This window comes from Geminocystis sp. (genome assembly GCF_041753295.1).
Classification (GTDB): domain Bacteria; phylum Cyanobacteriota; class Cyanobacteriia; order Cyanobacteriales; family Cyanobacteriaceae; genus Geminocystis.
Window position 1 is genome coordinate 1 of the sequence record NZ_JBGSUU010000025.1, and the last position, 19043, is coordinate 19043.

Below are 19043 nucleotides of genomic sequence, written 5' to 3' on the forward strand. Positions count from 1 at the left end.
AAAGATGATTTTGCTTTCCTTTTTTAATTCCATTTTTGTGAATATGTTTAGACCCGCACTCTGGACATTGTATCATTTTTTTATTTTTGATAATTTGACCCCTTTATCTAAAAATCATACCTTAATTCAGCAACGCCGAAAATTATAACTCGTAATCGACTTTTTGCCCAGATTAAAATCTCTGACGGATAGTGCCTTATATAGAAACGGTTTATTATAGTAGCAAAAAAGAGATTCCTTCTCCTTCTTCAATAATTCAAGTTTAACAAGGTGTGATCAAATTCTTGATTAGGTATTCTTAAAACTATCAGAGTATAAAAATCTCTTTTTTTACCAATCATGGGAAAATAAAAACCATGAATAAAAATTAATAATTGTGGGCAATGCCCACCCTACTTTAAATATTAATTAATTCTTTTTCTTTGATAGCTAAAATCTCATCTATTTTTACTGTATATTTGTCAGTAATTTTTTGAATCTGATCTTGTAAGTCCCGAGATTCATCTTCGGAAATTTCGCTACTTTTTTCTTGTTTGCGTACTTTTTCAATGCCATCTCGACGAATGTTACGAATAGCAACTTTTCCTTCTTCTGCATATTTACTCGCTAACTTCACAAATTCTTGACGACGCTCTGTAGTTAGTGGTGGTATATTTAAGCGAATTACTTGCCCATCATTATTGGGAGTTAAGCCTAAATCAGATAAAGAAATTGATTTTTGCAATAAATTCATACTGCTTCTATCAAAAGGTTGCACTAAAATCGTTGTCGAATCAGGGGTACTAATATTCGCTAAAGATTTTAACGGTGTTTCCGCTCCATAATATTCTACCATCACTTTATCTAGTAAACTAGCGTTAGCTCTACCTGTGCGAATGGTATTAAAATCCTGCTGTGTCTTTTCGACACTTTTTTGCATATTTTCTTTAATTTCGTCAGTTAACTTCACAAAAACCTCCTACAATAGTTCCAATTTTTTCTCCTTTTACCGCCCGAATAATATTACCGCGCTGGAAAAGGTTAAATACCACAATGGGTATATTATTTTCTTTACATAATGTAATTGCTGTACCATCCATAACCTTTAAATCTTGGGTTAAAACATGGTTATAATTTAAGCTCTCATAAAGATGAGCATTAGGGTTTGTAACAGGATCACAATCATAAATTCCATCAACTTTCGTGGCTTTAAAGATGACTTGAGCATCAATTTCCGCCGCTCTTAAAGCTGCTGTAGTATCTGTTGTGAAAAAAGGATTTCCAGATCCAGCTCCAAATATTACCACCCTACCTAATTCGAGATGACGGATTGCTTTACGACGAATATATGGTTCGGCTACTTCCTGCATGGCGATCGCCGTTTGCACTCTAGTAGGAATATCCCTCCTTTCTAAGGCATCTTGTAAGGTCATGGCATTCATAACAGTTGCGATCATACCAACATAATCAGCAGTAGCACGATCCATTCCATCAGCAGAGGCTTTGACTCCACGAAAAATATTACCACCGCCCACGACAATGGCAACTTCTACCTTAAGCCGTACAACTTCTGCCACTTCTTCTGCAATTTCAGCAACTACTTTAGGATCGATACCGTAACCTAAATTTCCCATTAATGCTTCACCGCTTAATTTCAGTAAAATCCTTTGGTAAGTCATTGTTTTGTTGCCTTTTTGTTTGTGATTAATTTTCGCATTTTTAAGATAGCAGTTTTTTGTCTCTAAATGGTTAATGTACTTAAATAATTTATGATATTTTTCATGGTTGATAAGTAATGTTTTCTTTAATTAGTAATCAAGAATTAACCAAAAATAACTATAAATCAAGTTTTTCTGGAAATAACTATAAATCTAATAAAGCATCTTCCTGATGAGTTTTTACCACACAGTTAGAAGTCGCAAAGGATTTACAAGTAAGGAAAAATCCAGCTTCGATTTCTTTGGCTTTCAAAAAGTCATAATCATGATTAACTGTACCTTGAGTTAATCTAGCGGTACAATTAACACATACACCAGCTCTACAAGAATAAGGTAAATTAAAACCTTGTCTTTCCGCCGCATCTAAAATATATTCATCCGCAGCTACTTCGATAACATTATCTATGCCTTTTTCTTCGTTAATTAATCTAACTTGATAACTATTTGCCATGATGATAATTTCTAAAAATTCTTTCTTTTTATCTTAATCTTCAATGTTCACTTAATTTTCAACAAAGGTGACATTATTAAGCAATCTTTACAAAATCATTAATCACTAATGCAATTCGGAAAAGATTAAATCAATAATTTTGTGGGATAAAGCTAATTTGGTTGAAGGTTTAAGGATAATTTCTTCTCCTTTTTCACTGATAAATATAGCTTCATTGGTATCTGTAGCAAAACCTGCGTTATCTTTATCGATGGGATTAGCGATGATAGCATCTAGTTTTTTGCGTAATAATTTTTCTTTAGCAGGAGTAATAATATCACCAGTTTGGGCGGCAAATCCGATTAATTTTTGATAAGGTTGTTTAATTTTGGCTAATCTTGCTACAATATCATTAACTTGCTCTAATTTTAGGCTTTTTGGTAAAGATTCCTTACTTAATTTATCAGGAGAATACTCACTAGGTTTTACATCAGCTACCGCCGCCGCCATGAAAATTATCTCTGCGTTATGAAAATTGCTTCTCATAGCCGATTCCATTTCTATGGCAGTGGTAACCTTAACTATTTGAATCGGGGGTAATAAATTTAATAATTCAGAGTTAATATTTCCTGCTACAAAAGTAACCGTTGCACCTCTATAATAACAAGCGTTGGCTAAGGCTATTCCCATTTTACCCGTAGCAGGATTGCCGATAAAGCGTACAGGATCAATATATTCTCTCGTATTTCCTCCACTTATTAACACTTTTTTCCCTATTAAATCCCTTTTTCCTTCACTATTGATGATGGATTCTATGGCTATTAAAATTTCTTTGGCTTCTGCCATTCTTCCTTTACCAATGCGATCGCAAGCAAGTAAACCAGTGTTAGTATGTAAAAGATGATAACGACTATCTTGAGATAACTGTTGCCAATTGTTTTGTACGGATTTTTGTAACCACATTTCCGTATTCATAGCAGGTGCAACCATAACAGGACAAGTTGAGGCTAAAATTGTGTTAGTAAGAAGATTATCAGCTAAACCATGAACTAATTTTCCTAAAGTATTCGCTGTTAAAGGTGCGATAACAATTAAATCAGCCCATTTTCCTAGTTTAATATGTAGAGGTGAAGAATGAATGGGTTGCCAAAAATCTTTATCCCTATAAGCCTGTTTTCTGGCTAAGGTAGATAAGGTTAAAGGTGTAATAAATTTCGTTGCTGATTCCGTTAAAATAACTTCAACATTTGCACCTTGTTGAAATAATGAGGAGATGACTTCACATACTTTATAAGCTGCAATGCCACCGCCTACACAAATTAAAATTTTTTTATCTTGAAATGGTATTATCAGATCATGATTCGTCATAAGCCTCAATATCAAGTAGATAAAAATACGGTTCAACTAATTCCTGACGATGAAATGCGATGGCTCTTAATAAATGCCAATCTTGTAAACCTTCAAAAGGCGTACTATAATCATCTAATTCAAGTCTAGCCGCAATTTGTGCTACCTCTTCGGCGGTTACGCTACTGTAGTCTTCTTCTTTTAATGTTACAGTTGTCATGGCTTTACCTCCTTTTTGTCAGAAAAACTTGTCTTTAACCGTTCCCAAAAAAAAGTTAATGACTTTTAATTTTCAACCATCTTAACATATTTGCTACAGATTTTGAACAACTTGCCAAAACCCTCATCTAAATTTTCTCCATATTTTGCTTTATTGTTATTTAGTTTTAAGGAAACAAAAAAACTCGGAAACTCAACCAGATTATAGACTTATTTTTACTAGTTTTATGCCAACTTCTGACATAAAAATTTATGGTGAAAAAGCCTATTTAATGATGGAACAATTAATTATATTATGGTGGTGAAATTTATAGTTATTTAGTTTTATTATTTAACTATTTACAAACCAATTAATTATTATAATGTATAACTCAATCATCTAAAAAATTAGATTTTGTTAAATATTCTATGATTGAATAAATATTTATATCTCAAATTTTTAATATCGAATTAAAATAATTTTATCAAAAAAACATAATTTAGTTTATTTATGATTCAACAAAAATTGGCGGTAGTTACCATTGGCAGAAATGAAGGCGATCGCCTAGTTAATTGTTTGCTATCGTTAAAGAGAGAATTAGGAGAAAATGCACCGATTATTTATATAGATTCGGGCTCAACGGATGATAGTGTAAGAAAAGCTAAGGAATTAGGAGTTATCGTTATTAATCTTGATATATCCATACCTTTTACGGCGGCAAGGGCTAGAAATAAAGGTTTAGAGTTGATTATCAATAATTATCCTGATACTAAATATATTCAATTTCTCGATGGTGATTGCGAATTATATCCTCATTGGTTAGAAATAGCAGTAAAAACTCTGGAAGATAAGGAAAAATTAGCGATTGTTTGCGGTAGAAGGAGGGAAAAATATCCCGAAAAATCTGTTTATAACCAATTAATTAATATGGAGTGGAATACTCCCATCGGCGAGGCAAAAGCCTGTGGAGGTGATGCTATGATGCGATTAGAAGCACTAAAACAGGGTAATGGTTATGATTCTAACTTAATCTGCGGAGAAGAGCCTGAAATGTGTATTAGACTGCGAGAAAAAGGGTGGAAGATAGAAAGATTAGATATAGATATGACGCTACACGATGCGGCGATGTTTAAATTTAGTCAATGGTGGAAACGCTCTATTAGAGGCGGTTGGGCAGTAGCAGAAGGTTATTTTATGCACGGAAAACCTCCAGAAAATTATATGAAAAAAGAATATTTTAGCGGTTATTTATGGGGTTTTATAATACCTTTTTTGAGCATTATATTAATAGGAATAACTAAAGGATTAAGTTTATTTTTATTATTAGTTTATTTAGTTTTAATGTTTAAAATTTATCGTTATCGTCTTAATTTTGGAGATAATAAAGAAGAGGCTAAACTATATGCTTTTTGGTGTGTTTTATCTAAATTTCCTCAATTTATTGGGCAATGTCAATATTTGTTTAAAAGATTAACTAAACAACAAGCAACTATTATTGAATATAAAATCTAAAGTTATTTTAAAGACAAAAAATATAAGTTTTCTTTTATTTATGTGATTTTAATAAATCCCGAAATTTAATAAACCAATTTAAAGTCTGTTGAGATAAATAACCTTCTTCAACTATTAATTGTGTTAAAGATTTTGAGTTTGATAACTGGCTTTGTTTGCGTAATAATAAATCAATTTGTAAAGGAGTAATTAAATGAGCTTTTTGTAAATAATTTTCAATATTCCAGACTTGATTTAAGTCAATAATTTTAGGTAACTCTTCAGCAAAAAAATTAATAGTTTCAGGAGATACAAGTTTTAATTCTTCAGCAATTTTTCCTAACTTTATTTGATAATTTTTCTGTTTTTGAATATTTAATAGTAATAGCAATTTATCATCGGTTAACAAACCTGCCTGATTTAAAAGCATTCCTAAAGGAAGAGATTTTAATTCAATAATGGGATTACTACGATAAAGATTAAAACGATATTGAATAAGTTTCAACAAGAAAGGAAAACTATCTATTAAATAACGTTTCCATAGTCTTTTTGGTTCAGAAATAAGACGATAAAACCATTCTAAACCAATATTACTAATCCATTTTGGAGAGCGAGGTTTATATCCTGCTTCAAAATCAAGAGTAGCACCGATGGGTAAAAAAATCTTAATATTAGGTAATAAAGAACGATATTTAAGAATCCATTTTTCTTGTTTTGGTGCACCAACTCCAATGGCTAAAACGTTAGCAGAAGATTCATTAATCTTATCAATAATAGCTAAACATTCAGATTCGTTATTCTCAAAGCCAAAACTAGGAGATAAAGCGCAAACAACTATTTCTCTTTCTACTTTCTTATTTATATTTATTCTCGCCGAGTGGGGGACACTTTCGTCTCCTCCTAGTAGAAAAATTTTAATATTTTCATTATTTTTATTGTAGTGATAAAAAGCAGGTAGTAAATCTGATCCTGATATTTTTTCTTGAATAGGTGTGCCTAAAAATTTTAAAGCATATTGAATAATCTTACTGTCACACACCACATAATCAGCAATTTTATAAGTTTTCAAAAAGTCTGCATCTTTCTGTAATTTTACTAAATGATCCACATTAGGAGTCACAATAAATCCGCCTTTTTGGGTTAATTCCTCTAAAAGATTAGATAAGGAAATATTATCAATAGAAATGTCAAGAAGATTGACTTTATTCATAAAAACGACTAATTAAGGTAGTTTTATTTGATTTTTAATACAATTATTGTATGACACAACTATCAATAGCGAATAACAAAATAATAAAAAATTATCGTTAATTATTCTGATACGATAAAACCAAGAAAGTTGAGATTATAGTTTTGTATTCTTTCTACCGCTTGTTTAATCAAAGAATAAGGAGTTTGTTCTAATCTTACTACCAAAATAATTCCCTGAGTTTTTTCGGCTAACAAACTAATATCATAGGATTCCAAAAAGAAAGAACTATTATAAAGAATTAATGTATAGTCTTGACTAACTGATTGAATTAAAGATTGAGTTTCTTCTGCTCCAAGATTCAATGGTAAATCTGCATCATCACTACCTGCGGTTAGAATTGACACATTTTTTTCGCAACCAATTTGGGAAATAACGGAATCTTGACTGATGGGAAACTGTAGTAAATCTCGTAATCCTTTACGAATCGGTAGATCAAAATATTGTTGAATTTCTGAATTAACTACATTAGCGTCAATTAATAACACTTTCTGATCAATTTTAGCAGCAGTTTTCGCTAAATTAGCCGTAATATAAGCCTGTCCATCATCAGGATTTAAAGATGAAATAATAATATAATTTTTAGGGCTTTGAGGTAATTGAAAATGAAGATTAGTATATATTTCTGATAAAGATACTTGAGAAGGAGGAATTGCTTTATCGATGATGGAAGATTCATTAAAAAAGTTAACATCATCTAACTTCGATTTCTTTTTACCTTCGGGATCTAGTAGTACTTTACCTAATATTGGTAATCCAAAAGAATATTCTAAATCACTTTCCCCGTAAAAAATATCTCTTCTTTTTTCAATGACGATGGCCACAAATATACCTAAGAAAAAACCTGCCATAATACCAGCACCAAGTTTTTTGGTAGGATCAGGTTTAAAGCCTACATTACCAAAAGAATCAGTAAGTATTTTAGGGGTGGAAACTATTTGCCAAGGAAGTTGTGTTTGGGAAATTTCTACACTCAAAGTTTCTTTTTGTACAGAAAGTTTATTTAAAAGTTCAGTATCGAGAGTAATTTGACGTTCTAATTCATTATATTTTTTTATGACATCGGGTATGACATCTAACTCTGCTTTATTATCCGTTTGACTTTGACTAAGAGATTCATAACGAGAAGAAAGTGCATCAATTTGGTTTTGTGTATCAATTAATTTTCCGATTAAAGAAAGACGATTATTATCTTGATATGTTAAAACCCTAGGACTTATATTTGGATCAATATTATTTTCATTTAAAATTTTGCTTGTTTTTTTAGTAACTAAATTATTAATATTATCTCGTTGTTCTTTTAAGTTTAAAAGAGTAGGATGATCTGGGGTGAGTCTTGCGGAATCTAAAGCGATTTGAGAGTCAACTTGTTGTAATTGAACCAGTAATTGTTGTCTTTGAGGTTCTTGACTTAAAGTAGAAGCAATTAGGGCATCTTTAGGAGATAAACCAAGATCTTTTTGAAGATTACTAGAAAGAATATTTAACTCTTTTAATTGAGATTGAATAGATTGTAATTCTTTATCGGTTGCTGTAGTTATTTCAAATAAGCTATCACCTTTAATTTGAGGATTAACAAGTTGATTTTCTAACTGAATTTGTTGTTGCTTATTTTGTGCTTCTTTAATTCTTTCTTTTATTTTTGGTAATTGATCCTTAATAAATTTAACCCCTGATTCTAAGGTTTTTTCTCGTTCTTGACTGCTATATTCTAAATATTTATCTGCAACTTCATTTAATACTAAAATAACAAAATCAGGATCATAACCTTTATATGTAACATTAATAATTTTCGTTTTATCTAATTTATCTCCTGATTCTTTTGCTTGGTTAAGACTAAAGTTTTCTTTGAAATCTACTAATAAAAAATCTTGAGAAATCTGAGGATTTTTTTTGTTAATTCTTGCTGCTACATCTCCTAAAATATCTCGACTTCTTAATATCCTTGTAATGGTAGGATAATCAAGACTTAAAAGAGTGCTATCAGTTTGACCATTTCTAGCTAAAGTAGTTGCATCGGTTACTTTTTGTGCAGTGGTGAAAGGTTCAACAGTCATCTCAAAAGTACCAGTATAAAGAAGAGGGTCTCTACTGGTAATAGCAAAAGCTGGAATGAAACCTAATAAAGAAAATGCCAAAATAATTAACCACTTACGTCGTAAAATATTGAAATAAAATTTCAGTTGATTTCCTTTATTGATAGGAGAAGAGGGTAATTCGTCTATTTCTTCTAAGGCAAATTGTTGAGTTTCAGTTACCACAGTTTTAACTAGATTTATAATAAATTATTGGAATTGATCACTATTTTATCTGAATCATTATAGCTTAACTATTTAGATTCATAATCATCAAAAAAAAGATCATCATAACCAAACTCTAGGTTTTATCAAAGAATTAAAACCTTGTTTTTTTCGCAGCAATTGCCATATAGTTATTAAACAATTTTTAGCTTCACTAACGGAATTACCATGATAACGACACAATATTCCTTGTTGTAAGGTAGTTACTCCTAGGGTGATTTGATTAAATTTACTATTAATTAATTCTTTAATAAATGGCAAAAAATCTTCAACAGGGTTACTAGAAATAAAAATTAAGCTACCAATAACAGGTTTATCCGCTAAACCATTAACTGCTGAAAAAAGTTGACTATCACCTGAAAATGATTGTCTATCAATCCACAAAGGTTTATTTTCTTGCCATACCTCAGTATAATTGAGCCATTGACCATCAGTAAAAGTTTCTCCTCGTGCGCTTCTACCAAAACGGATAATTTCCCAACCTAACCAAGTAGCATTATTACCTAATTCGACTCTTAATTTTTGTTGGAATTGTGACTTATTAAAAACGATAATTTCTTGGGGTAAATATTCTAAATAACTATTATTTTCTAATTTAATCAGTATTTCTTGAGTTGCTTTTTTTTTTTCACTACGATAAATTTTAGTAGCAGATGGAGTTGTAATTAAAACATGAGAATTAGGAGATAAATAAATATTTTGAGTTAAAATATCACCGCCAACAATACCTCCAGCTGTATGTAAAATAACACTATAACAGATGGAATTTCCTTCAGGATAAAAAGCTCTTTGAATTTTTAAAGGTGCTTGACAAAAAGCTGATTTTATCTCAGTTTTACCGTTATTATGACTATAAACTAAATCAATTTTTCCATGCCAATTTGTTGGTAAATTCATTTATTTATTTTTTTCTTTCAGCATTTTTGACATTATTTATAAATTATTTTTAAAATCATATTTTTATCTTTTTTTACTCTAAATTTTTAGTTAATTAATTTAAGTTATAAAGAAAGATTACACTTTATTTTACTCAAAAAAGTTCGATAAAATCATAAAATTTTTTACTTTAGCATTCCTAAATCATTTATGAAAATTTTGCCCTCTAATCCTTTGGGGAGAAATTAACGGATTATTTTTTAATCACTGAAATAAGATTGTTATATTTTTATAAAACGTTTTTTGAGCATTTTTTATTAATGTAGTTTTTATAAAACTGTTTTATGGTTTTGTAATTTCTCCTACTTATTTTAAATTTGCTCTAGCATCCATAACCGCTAAGATAAATAAAACAATGGTTAAAGGAATACTAATAGTTAAGATAATGGCAGTATTAGTTTGTCCTAATTGTGGCATTCCAGAACTTAATTCAAATACAGAACCAACGGAGGCGATGGCAGTTACACAAGCAAGAAGTAGCAATACGCCACTTTTAGGAGTCATATACATAATTATTTGGATGATTTACTTAACTTTTTTTAACATAATAAAGGACAATGGACAATTACGTCTTCCCTAATTAAATTATTCGCCATGAAAAAGGAAGATTCCCCTACCTCAAACCTGCCTCCATCAGATATTCAAACCATTGAAATCATTAAGCAATACTGCCTCGTTTACGTGCTTCTTTATAGGATGTACCGACATTATGTAATCCAGCTCTAATCATTTGATCTTCAAGCAAGGCAAAAAAACGACTGCGATCGCCACCTTTAACCACTGCTAAATTATGGGCTTCAGCTAAAGCCACAGGATAACCAAAACCTTTATTAACTTGAGTAAGAGTAATACTTAAAGCCTGATGAAGTAAAGCAGAATCTTCCGCAACCCACCTCGGAAATTCGATACGAGCGACTTCTGTGCCTACATGAAGATAACAAAAATAAATATATTGTTCTTCTCCATATAAATCTAAAATACGGGAATTACTGCGAAAAATAGCACTTCGTTGGCGAGGTTTTAAGATGCTACTCCATAAAGTAGCGTCTCGTATAGGTTCAATTTTTTGACAAGGAGTTTTATTAATTTCTTCACCGCAATAAGCCACACAATTGGGTTTTTCGTAGGCACATTGAGGAAGACGCAAAAAGTTAACCGCTTCCATACTCCTAGAAGCGCTGATATAACCAACGAAAGGAATTTTAGCCTCTTGTAGCTGTTGCCATGCTTGTAAAATAGGTGTTAAAATTTGCTCTCTAGCTTCCATAGCGATGGTTTCTAAAAACCAGAATATCAAAGAACCGTCTGTCATGGCTAAGTTAGGGATGTTAAAATGAGCACCGGGAGGATTAACCCAAGTACAAGCCATCTCTGCTAAGACTTCAGCCTCTGCCACTGTGCGTTTATAACTCATCCATTCTTCCGTGCGAATTCCCCATTTTCGAGAGACGTATAAATCTTCAGGTTTATAATAAATTTCGGGTAAGGTATCTAAAAGAGGGTGTAAATTTTGCCCATAATGTAGCATAATTCTACCAATATTGATTAAATAACAATAAGCAATTTCATGATGAGATGGGGCAATTTGTGAGCCATCGGCAGAAAACACGCTATGGTTAAATTCAGCTAATTCTATATCAATACAAGTAGTAATCGGTTCTATGGGAGTTGCTGGAGTAAAAATTAGGCGATCGCACCATTCTTCTTGTATTTTGATAAAAAGATTCTGTGATTTTACTGTTTTGATAAGCACAGATTGGGCTAGTTTTAACCTTTCAACACTAGCTAGAGCGTCTTTTTGCATTTCTAACCCTATATTTGGCATTTGTTGAGCTAATTTGGCTAAATCAAGCATTTTTGATTAATTGATAATAAATAAGTATCAAAATAATGGATTATTAAAAATAAACTAAAGAAAATAAGAATATTATGTCTTATAAAGAAGGTAATTTTAAAAAAGATTTCTATTTTTTTTCTTCTAATTTTAGTTTAAATAGTTAATATATAATATATTATTACAAATTATCTAAAGATGGTATAATAGATTTAATTTTAATATTAATTAATAAACTTATTATTTAAAACTTTAATGGAAAAAACATTTATTTTAACTAATGATGATGGTATAAATGCCGAAGGAATTAAAGCATTAAAACAAGCCATAAAAGGGAATAAATTTATAGTAGCACCAACCCAGCAATTATCAGGTTGTGGTCATCAATTTACTACAAAAAAACCGATTACTGTTACTAAAAATAATGATCAAGAATATGCCGTTGAAGGTACTCCAGTAGATTGTACTCGCATTGCTTTAAGTTATTTATGTCCTCATGGTAATTATGTTGTATCTGGCATTAATGCTGGAGGAAATTTAGGAGTTGATATATATAATTCTGGTACAGTAGCCGCCGTAAGAGAAGCTACTATTTTAGGTGTTTCTGCCATTGCTATTTCCCATGTGATGAAATCACCGTTAAAAATTGATTGGAATTTCGCTACTCATTTAACAGAAAAAGTATTAGATTTATTATTATCAAAAAAACTACCTAAAGGATGTTTTTGGAATGTTAATTTACCTCCTATTAATAGTGATTTTCCTGAACCAAAAATAATATTTTGTCCACCGAGTATTGATCCTTTACCCTTAAGTTTTAAAATAGAAAATAATCAATATACTTATCAAGGAAAATATAATCAAAGAATTTCCTCTCCTAATACTGATGTTGATGTCTGTTTTAGTGGTAATATTGCTATTAGTTTAATTAGTTTAAATTGTGGAATCGATATTAATAATATATAAATTTTAATAATGAACAATCAGAATAATTTGACCGAAACTCAAGCTAGAAAAGATGATCATATTCGCATTTGTTTAGATGAAAAAGTACAGTTTAATCAAGTTCAAAATGGACTAGAAAAATATACTTTTACTCATTGTTGTTTACCTGAATTAGATTATAAAAATATTGATATTTCTACAGAATTTATAGGCAAAAAATTAGATTCTCCTTTGTTAATTTCATCTATGACAGGAGGCACAGAAAATGCTCAATTAATTAATCAACGTTTAGCTATTATCGCTCAAAAATACCGTTTAGCTATGGGTATCGGTTCAGGACGTGTTATTATCGAAAAACCCGATATAGCCAAAACTTTTCAAGTGCGATGGCAAACTCCTGATATATTATTATTAGCTAATATTGGAGCAGTACAATTAAATTATGGTTATACATGGCGTGAATGCTTAAAATTAGTGGAAATATTAGAAGCAGACGCATTAATTCTGCATCTCAATCCCTTACAAGAATGTATCCAACCTGAAGGAGACACTAACTTTAAAGACTTGTTAGCTAAAATCGGTGTTTTATGTGAAAAAATGCCCGTGCCTGTTATCGTGAAAGAAGTCGGTAACGGTATTTCAGTAACCATGGCAGAAAAATTAATCAATATGGGAGTAAAAGCTATTGACGTAGCTGGTGCTGGGGGTACATCATGGGCAATGGTAGAAAGCGAAAGAAGCGACAATAAATTAAAAAGAGAATTAGGTAAAATCTTTGCTAATTGGGGTATCCCTACCGCCCATTGTATAGCAGACATTGCCAAAAAATATCCAAATATTCCTTTAATTGCTTCAGGAGGCATCCGTAACGGTTTAGAAGTGGCAAAATTATTGGCTTTAGGTGCGGATGTTGTAGGTTTGGCTTATCCTTTCTTAAAAGCTGCGATGGTATCGGTGGAAGCATTAGAAGAATTAGTCGAGTTGCTTAATGAGGAAATTAAAACAGTATTATTTTGCACAGGAAACGAGAATATCAATACATTACAAAAATCTGATAGTCTTACTTTTCAACCCTAATCCCTGATTCTCTGTTATTTTCTATTTTACTGGTTCGTGATATTCTAATTAAGACTCATTGACAAGCATATGAAAGGAAATAATTATCAATGGAACAAATACCCGAAAAAGAACAAGATTTAGAACAAAATACCCAAACAACTTTCTATATTAAGGAAATTCAAGAATTATTACCCCATCGTTATCCTTTTGCTTTAGTTGATCGCATAATTGATTACACTGCGGGGAAAAAAGCCACTGGTATTAAAAATCTTACTATCAATGAACCTTTCTTTCAAGGACATATTCCTAATAATCCGATTATGCCGGGTGTTTTACAATTAGAAGCTATGGCACAAGTTGGGGGAATTGTTTTAACTTTATTACCCGGTATGAAAGGCAAATTTTTTGTTTATGGGGGGGTTGATAAAGCTCGTTTTCGTCGCCCAGTTATCCCCGGTGATCAGTTAATTATGACAGTCGAGTTACTTGCTTTTAAACGTAATCGCATCGCCAAAATGCAAGGGCAAGGTTTTGTTGATGGGCAATTGGTGGTAGAAGCAGAAATGTTATTTTCTCTTTTTGATTAATTTTTCGTACCGAAATGAGATAAATTGTATATTTTAAAATCACCTTAATTTTCTGATATTTTTTTTGTCCATTTTCTGTTTACTTTTCATTAAATATACAATTAATTTTTACGAACCGTGATACATCCTACTGCTATTATCGACAAAAAAGCTGAATTAGATCCTTCCGTGGAAATTGCCCCTAATGTAGTTATCGGTGCTGATGTTAAAATTGGTGCGAATACAATTATTGGTGCTAATGTAGTTATTAATGGTCCTATTGAAATCGGTTGTGATAATCAAATATTTCCGGGTGCTGCTTTAGGTTTACCTCCTCAAGATTTGAAGTATAAAGGCGGTAAAAGTTCGGTAAAAATTGGACATCGTAATACTATCCGTGAATATGTTACGGTTAATCGTGCTACGGGGGAGGAAGAAGAAACCGTCATTGGTAATGATAATCTCTTGATGGCTTATGTTCATGTGGCGCATAATTGTCTTTTAGGGAATGGTATTGTTATCGCTAATTCCGTAGCTTTAGCTGGTCATGTGGAGATAGAATCTAAAGCCGTAATCGGTGGAATGTTGGGTATTCATCAGTTTGTCAAAGTTGGTAAAATGGCTATGTTAGGCGGTATGAGTCGAATTGATCGAGATGTACCACCTTATATGTTAGTAGAAGGTAATCCCTCTCATGTGCGATCGCTCAATCTTGTAGCATTAAAACGCAATAATTTTGACACTGAAGAAATTGCATTGTTAAAAAAAGCCTATAAAATCCTTTATAAATCAGGATTAACGATTAATCAAGCTCTTGAATCATTAGAGCCTCTATGTGACAATGAGCATATAAATCACTTAATTAAGTTTATGAAATCTTCTGTTAATGAGAAAAATAGACGAGGATTAATTAATGGTAATAAATAATAAAATTTTTGATAATCTTTTTTTCTAATCCCTTTATTTATGATCATCTGAACACCTAAACATACAAGTATTTAAGCCTTTTAGTTATAATTAATTAGTGTAATTATTTTGGCGATGTATGAGAATTTTTAACTATAAATTGATTAACTTATTATTAATTTTTACTTTATTTAACTTAGTAGGATGTAATCAAGAAAAAAAAACCGAAAATTTATCTTCAACAAATACAAATATTGAAGAAACTGTATCTAATCCTAGTGAAAATAAACTAAATTTGACAGTAAGCCTTTTACCTCAAAAATATTTTGTAGAGAAAATTGGAGGAGAATTAGTCAATGTAAATGTCATGGTTGAGCCGGGGGCATCGGCAGAAACTTATGAGCCTTTACCCCAACAATTAGCTAACTTAAGTAACTCTTCTGCTTATATTAGTATTGGAGTGCCTTTTGAACAAGTATGGTTAGAGAAAATTAAGTCAGCAAATCCACAAATTCCCATTATTAATTCTGGGGAAGGTATTGAAAAAATACCCATGATAGGGCATCATCATGATCATGAAAATGAAAATCATACAGATGAAGATCATGACCATGAAAAAGCAGAGGGTAAAGAAGGAGAAAAAGAAAGCCTTGATCCTCATATTTGGTTATCTCCTAAATTAGCTAAAATTCAAGCAGAAAATATATATCAAGAATTAGTAAAACTTGATCCTAAAAATCAAGCTATTTATCAAAAAAATTTGGCTACATTTATTACAGAAATTGAAACATTAGATCAACAAATAACAGAAAAATTTGCTAATGTAAATAAACGAAAATTCATGATTTATCATCCAGCATGGGGTTATTTTGCCAAAGATTATAACTTAGAACAAATATCCATTGAATTTGAAGGACAAGAAGCTACTTCCGCCACTTTAGCGAGTCTAATTAAACAAGCAAAAGAAGATAATATTAACGTTATTTTTGCACAACCTCAATTTAGTCAAAAAACTGTTGAAACATTAGCCAAAGCCATTAACGCAGAAGTTGTAATTTTAGATGATTTAGCCCCAAATTGGTCAGAAAATTTATTACAAGTGGCTGATAAACTATCTCAATCAATGAAATAAAAATAACTAAATTTTAAGGAAGATTAAGTTAGGATAAATAAGAAAATATAAGCAAATTTATGAATAATTTTAACGGATTTTTATCATTAATTTTAAGTAAATAAAATAGTCATTATTGTGAGCAATACCTCTAAGATATAAAAATTTATGAATGGAGTAATAAAATTATCAAATATTTATGTTAATTATGGTAAACAGAATGTTTTAGAAAATATCAATTTTCAAGTAAATGAATTAGATTTTATTGGCATAATAGGGCCAAATGGAGCAGGAAAAAGCACATTATTAAAAACTTTATTAGGTTTAATTACTCCTAAATCTGGACAAATTTCTATCATGAATTATCCTGTTTCTCAAGGTAGGAAATATATAGGTTATGTACCTCAAGTTTTGGAATTTGATCGAGCTTTTCCTATCTTAGTAGAAGATGTCGTCAGAATGGGAAGATTGTCAAAAAGTCATTTATTTAAAAGTTATAACCGTAAAGATGAAGAAATAGTTACCCATTGTTTAGAACAAGTGGGCATGATAAAGTTAAGAAATCGTCCCATTGGTGAATTATCGGGGGGTGAAAGACAAAGGGTATATATTGCGCGTGCTTTAGCTAGTCAACCTAGTATCTTACTTTTAGATGAACCTACCGCCAACATTGACTCAAAAATTCAAAATAATATCTATGAGTTGCTCAAAGAATTAAACGAATATATCACGATTTTATTGATTTCCCACGATTTAGCCGCCATTTCTACCTATGTAAAAACCATTGCTTGTTTAAATCGTACTTTACATTATCACCAAGACAAAATCATTACTTCTCAAATGATACAAGAAACTTATCAATGTCCCATAGATTTAATCGCTCATGGTATTCCTCATCGTATTTTACCTGAACACAATTCCTAGATTTACCGTAATTTGAGAGAAAAAATTTCCCCTCTATCCTTAATTATCTATTATGATTGAAGTCTTACAACTAGAGTTTATGCAAAATGCCATTGCCGCAGGTATTTTAGTTAGTATTGCCTGTGGTATTATCGGTACTTTTGTCGTAGTTAACCGCATTGTTTTTATTAGCGGTGGTATCGCCCATTCTGCTTATGGTGGCATCGGTTTAGGTTACTTTTTAGGTTTTAATCCTATTCTTGGGGCGATGATATTTGCGGTATTTTCAGGGTTAGGAATGGGTTTAGTAGAAAAATATACAAAGGAAAGAACAGATACTATTATCGGCACAATGTGGGCTATTGGTATGGGTATCGGTATCATTCTTATCGACTTGACGAAGGGTTATAAAGCCAATTTGATGAGTTATCTTTTCGGTAGTATTTTAGCTGTGCCTAGAAGTGACCTACTAATTATGTTAATTTTAGATGTAATTATCATCATCATGATCTGGTTATTTTATAAAGAATTATTAGCAATTTCATTTGATCCTATTTTTGCCACTACTCGAAATATACCCGTTAATGGATTATACTTGATGTTAATTAGTGCCATCGCTTTAACCATCGTCATGGTGATGCAAGTAGTTGGCTTAATTATGGTAATTGCTTTACTAACTATTCCTCCAGCTGTTGCTAATCAATTTGTAGGGGAAATAAAACAAATGATGGTATTAAGCAGTATTTTGGGAGTTATTTTTATTTTAATTGGCTTAGGATTGTCTTATACATTCAACTTAACTTCTGGTGCAACAATTATTGTGGTGTCAGGATTTGCTTACTTTTTAAGTTTAGGTATTAAATCTAGGTTTAGTTGACATTCTCCCGTCACCAAATCAAAGATTATGGTGAGGGATTCTAACTTCAACCACCTAACTTATCAATCAAGTTTTCACTCAATTGACAGAGGTTAATGTGTCCGTTAGCGTTTACCAGTTCAAGACTGGAAGTTTGGGATTGCCCACCCCTACTTAATTCTCTTAATGCTTTAGCTAAGATATTAATTGCACCTGCCTCATCTCTATCCATTACACAACCACATTCACAAATGTGTGTTCTTTGAGATAAGGTCTTTTTGACTATTACTTTACAATTAGGACATTCTTGACTGGTATATTGTGGGTTTACAGGATAAACAATTTTACCCATTACTTTGCCGTAGTATTCTAACCAATCAAAAAAAGTTCTCCAACTCGCATCGTTAATACTCTTAGCTAAACAATGGTTTTTGACCATATTCTTAACAGTTAATTTCTCATAGGCTACCAAATCGTTAGATTGGACTACGCACCGTGCTAATTTTACTAACCAGTCTTTACGTTGCCTTGAGACTTTTAAATGTTTTCTCCCCAATTTATTAATCGCTTTTTTTCGAGAGTTACTACCTTTTTTCTTTTTACTAACTTGTCTTTGAAGCCGTTTTAACTGTTTTTCAGACTTTCTTAAATGTCTAGGATTATCAATTTTTAAACCGTTTGAATCAGTATAAAAATGAGATAAACCAACATCCAAACCAATGGCATTACCAGAAGGTTTAATATCTTCTATTCTTTGTTGGTCTATACAAAATTGTACATAATAACCATCAGCACGGCGAATAACTCTAACTCGTTTAATCTGATTAAGTTGGTAGAAATTAAGGTCAACACCACCACGCATTTTAAACCACCCAGCTTTAAATCCATCCCTAAAATTAATAGCAGTTCTATCTTTTGAAAGTTCCCACCCTGAAGTTTTATACTCTACAGAACGACCTTTTTAAAATTTAGGAAAGCCTTTTCTCTTAATTGAGGGATTTTTACAGTTATCATAAAAGCGTTTTATTGAAACCCAAGCCCTTTCAGCACTAGCTTGACGAGCCATAGAATTGAGGGCGTTGCTGAATTAAGGTATGATTTTTAGATAAAGGGGTCAAATTATCAAAAATAAAAAAATGATACAATGTCCAGAGTGCGGGTCTAAACATATTCACAAAAATGGAATTAAAAAAGGAAAGCAAAATCATCTTTGT

General features: G+C 31.4%; 18 protein-coding genes and 1 pseudogene. 8 read left to right on the forward strand and 11 right to left on the reverse strand.

From position 1 onward, the window contains the following. Positions 1 to 397 precede the first annotated feature (397 nt). From frr to ACEW8E_RS01895, 5 genes are all read right to left on the reverse strand, one after another. The gene (frr, locus tag ACEW8E_RS01875; protein ID WP_373478643.1) at positions 398 to 949 is read right to left on the reverse strand and encodes a ribosome recycling factor; all 552 of its coding nucleotides are present in this window, start codon (positions 947 to 949) and stop codon (positions 398 to 400) included. Next, positions 936 to 1658, reverse strand: a complete 723-nt coding sequence (gene pyrH / locus ACEW8E_RS01880) for a UMP kinase (RefSeq protein ID WP_373478644.1) — start codon at positions 1656 to 1658, stop codon at positions 936 to 938. The genes frr and pyrH overlap by 14 nt, the downstream gene beginning before the upstream one ends. 184 nt (positions 1659 to 1842) lie before the next feature. Beyond that, positions 1843 to 2148, reverse strand: coding sequence for a 2Fe-2S iron-sulfur cluster-binding protein (locus tag ACEW8E_RS01885; protein WP_373478645.1), 306 nt, complete (start codon positions 2146 to 2148; stop codon positions 1843 to 1845). A gap of 105 nt (positions 2149 to 2253) precedes the next feature. Next, a complete protein-coding gene (gene coaBC, locus ACEW8E_RS01890; protein WP_373478646.1) occupies positions 2254 to 3495 on the reverse strand; it encodes a bifunctional phosphopantothenoylcysteine decarboxylase/phosphopantothenate--cysteine ligase CoaBC in 1242 nt (413 codons plus the stop codon). Next, positions 3482 to 3694 (reverse strand): DUF2555 domain-containing protein, encoded by a 213-nt coding sequence (locus tag ACEW8E_RS01895; RefSeq protein ID WP_373478647.1) that lies wholly within the window; start codon positions 3692 to 3694, stop codon positions 3482 to 3484. The genes coaBC and ACEW8E_RS01895 overlap by 14 nt, the downstream gene beginning before the upstream one ends. A gap of 489 nt (positions 3695 to 4183) precedes the next feature. Here ACEW8E_RS01895 and ACEW8E_RS01900 point away from each other — a divergent pair, with 489 nt between their 5' ends. Continuing rightward, positions 4184 to 5185, forward strand: a complete 1002-nt coding sequence (locus ACEW8E_RS01900; RefSeq protein WP_373478648.1) for a glycosyltransferase family 2 protein — start codon at positions 4184 to 4186, stop codon at positions 5183 to 5185. Between the two features lie 34 nt (positions 5186 to 5219). Here the strand turns inward: ACEW8E_RS01900 and ACEW8E_RS01905 are convergent, their stop codons facing one another. The 5 genes from ACEW8E_RS01905 to ACEW8E_RS01925 all read right to left on the reverse strand — a co-directional run bounded on the left by ACEW8E_RS01905 (position 5220) and on the right by ACEW8E_RS01925 (position 11504). Further along, entirely contained in the window at positions 5220 to 6374 is a 1155-nt protein-coding gene (locus ACEW8E_RS01905; protein WP_373478649.1) for a WecB/TagA/CpsF family glycosyltransferase, read from the reverse strand. Between the two features lie 101 nt (positions 6375 to 6475). Further along, entirely contained in the window at positions 6476 to 8674 is a 2199-nt protein-coding gene (locus ACEW8E_RS01910; protein ID WP_373478650.1) for a GumC family protein, read from the reverse strand. A gap of 102 nt (positions 8675 to 8776) precedes the next feature. Further along, the gene (locus ACEW8E_RS01915) at positions 8777 to 9610 is read right to left on the reverse strand and encodes an urease accessory protein UreD (RefSeq protein WP_373478651.1); all 834 of its coding nucleotides are present in this window, start codon (positions 9608 to 9610) and stop codon (positions 8777 to 8779) included. 345 nt (positions 9611 to 9955) lie between these two features. Continuing rightward, the gene (locus ACEW8E_RS01920) at positions 9956 to 10153 is read right to left on the reverse strand and encodes a hypothetical protein (RefSeq protein WP_373478652.1); all 198 of its coding nucleotides are present in this window, start codon (positions 10151 to 10153) and stop codon (positions 9956 to 9958) included. A 154-nt stretch (positions 10154 to 10307) separates the two neighbouring features. Further along, the gene (locus tag ACEW8E_RS01925) at positions 10308 to 11504 is read right to left on the reverse strand and encodes a DNA double-strand break repair nuclease NurA (protein WP_373478653.1); all 1197 of its coding nucleotides are present in this window, start codon (positions 11502 to 11504) and stop codon (positions 10308 to 10310) included. 234 nt (positions 11505 to 11738) lie between these two features. Here ACEW8E_RS01925 and surE point away from each other — a divergent pair, with 234 nt between their 5' ends. The 7 genes from surE to ACEW8E_RS01960 all read left to right on the forward strand — a co-directional run bounded on the left by surE (position 11739) and on the right by ACEW8E_RS01960 (position 17850). Continuing rightward, the gene (surE, locus tag ACEW8E_RS01930) at positions 11739 to 12449 is read left to right on the forward strand and encodes a 5'/3'-nucleotidase SurE (protein ID WP_373478654.1); all 711 of its coding nucleotides are present in this window, start codon (positions 11739 to 11741) and stop codon (positions 12447 to 12449) included. Between the two features lie 9 nt (positions 12450 to 12458). Beyond that, positions 12459 to 13505 (forward strand): type 2 isopentenyl-diphosphate Delta-isomerase, encoded by a 1047-nt coding sequence (gene fni / locus ACEW8E_RS01935; protein ID WP_373478655.1) that lies wholly within the window; start codon positions 12459 to 12461, stop codon positions 13503 to 13505. Between the two features lie 89 nt (positions 13506 to 13594). Further along, a complete protein-coding gene (fabZ, locus tag ACEW8E_RS01940; RefSeq protein WP_373478656.1) occupies positions 13595 to 14074 on the forward strand; it encodes a 3-hydroxyacyl-ACP dehydratase FabZ in 480 nt (159 codons plus the stop codon). A gap of 117 nt (positions 14075 to 14191) precedes the next feature. Continuing rightward, entirely contained in the window at positions 14192 to 14980 is a 789-nt protein-coding gene (lpxA, locus tag ACEW8E_RS01945) for an acyl-ACP--UDP-N-acetylglucosamine O-acyltransferase (RefSeq protein ID WP_373478657.1), read from the forward strand. Between the two features lie 118 nt (positions 14981 to 15098). Further along, positions 15099 to 16091, forward strand: coding sequence for a metal ABC transporter solute-binding protein, Zn/Mn family (locus tag ACEW8E_RS01950; protein WP_373478658.1), 993 nt, complete (start codon positions 15099 to 15101; stop codon positions 16089 to 16091). A 147-nt stretch (positions 16092 to 16238) separates the two neighbouring features. Beyond that, the gene (locus ACEW8E_RS01955) at positions 16239 to 16994 is read left to right on the forward strand and encodes a metal ABC transporter ATP-binding protein (protein ID WP_373478659.1); all 756 of its coding nucleotides are present in this window, start codon (positions 16239 to 16241) and stop codon (positions 16992 to 16994) included. Between the two features lie 52 nt (positions 16995 to 17046). Continuing rightward, the gene (locus tag ACEW8E_RS01960; protein ID WP_373478660.1) at positions 17047 to 17850 is read left to right on the forward strand and encodes a metal ABC transporter permease; all 804 of its coding nucleotides are present in this window, start codon (positions 17047 to 17049) and stop codon (positions 17848 to 17850) included. Positions 17851 to 17896: 46 nt separating this feature from the next. On the opposite strand, the pseudogene ACEW8E_RS01965 reads toward ACEW8E_RS01960, so the two are convergent. Then, a pseudogene (locus tag ACEW8E_RS01965) lies at positions 17897 to 18763 on the reverse strand (RNA-guided endonuclease InsQ/TnpB family protein); the annotation flags it as partial. Positions 18764 to 19043 lie beyond the last annotated feature (280 nt).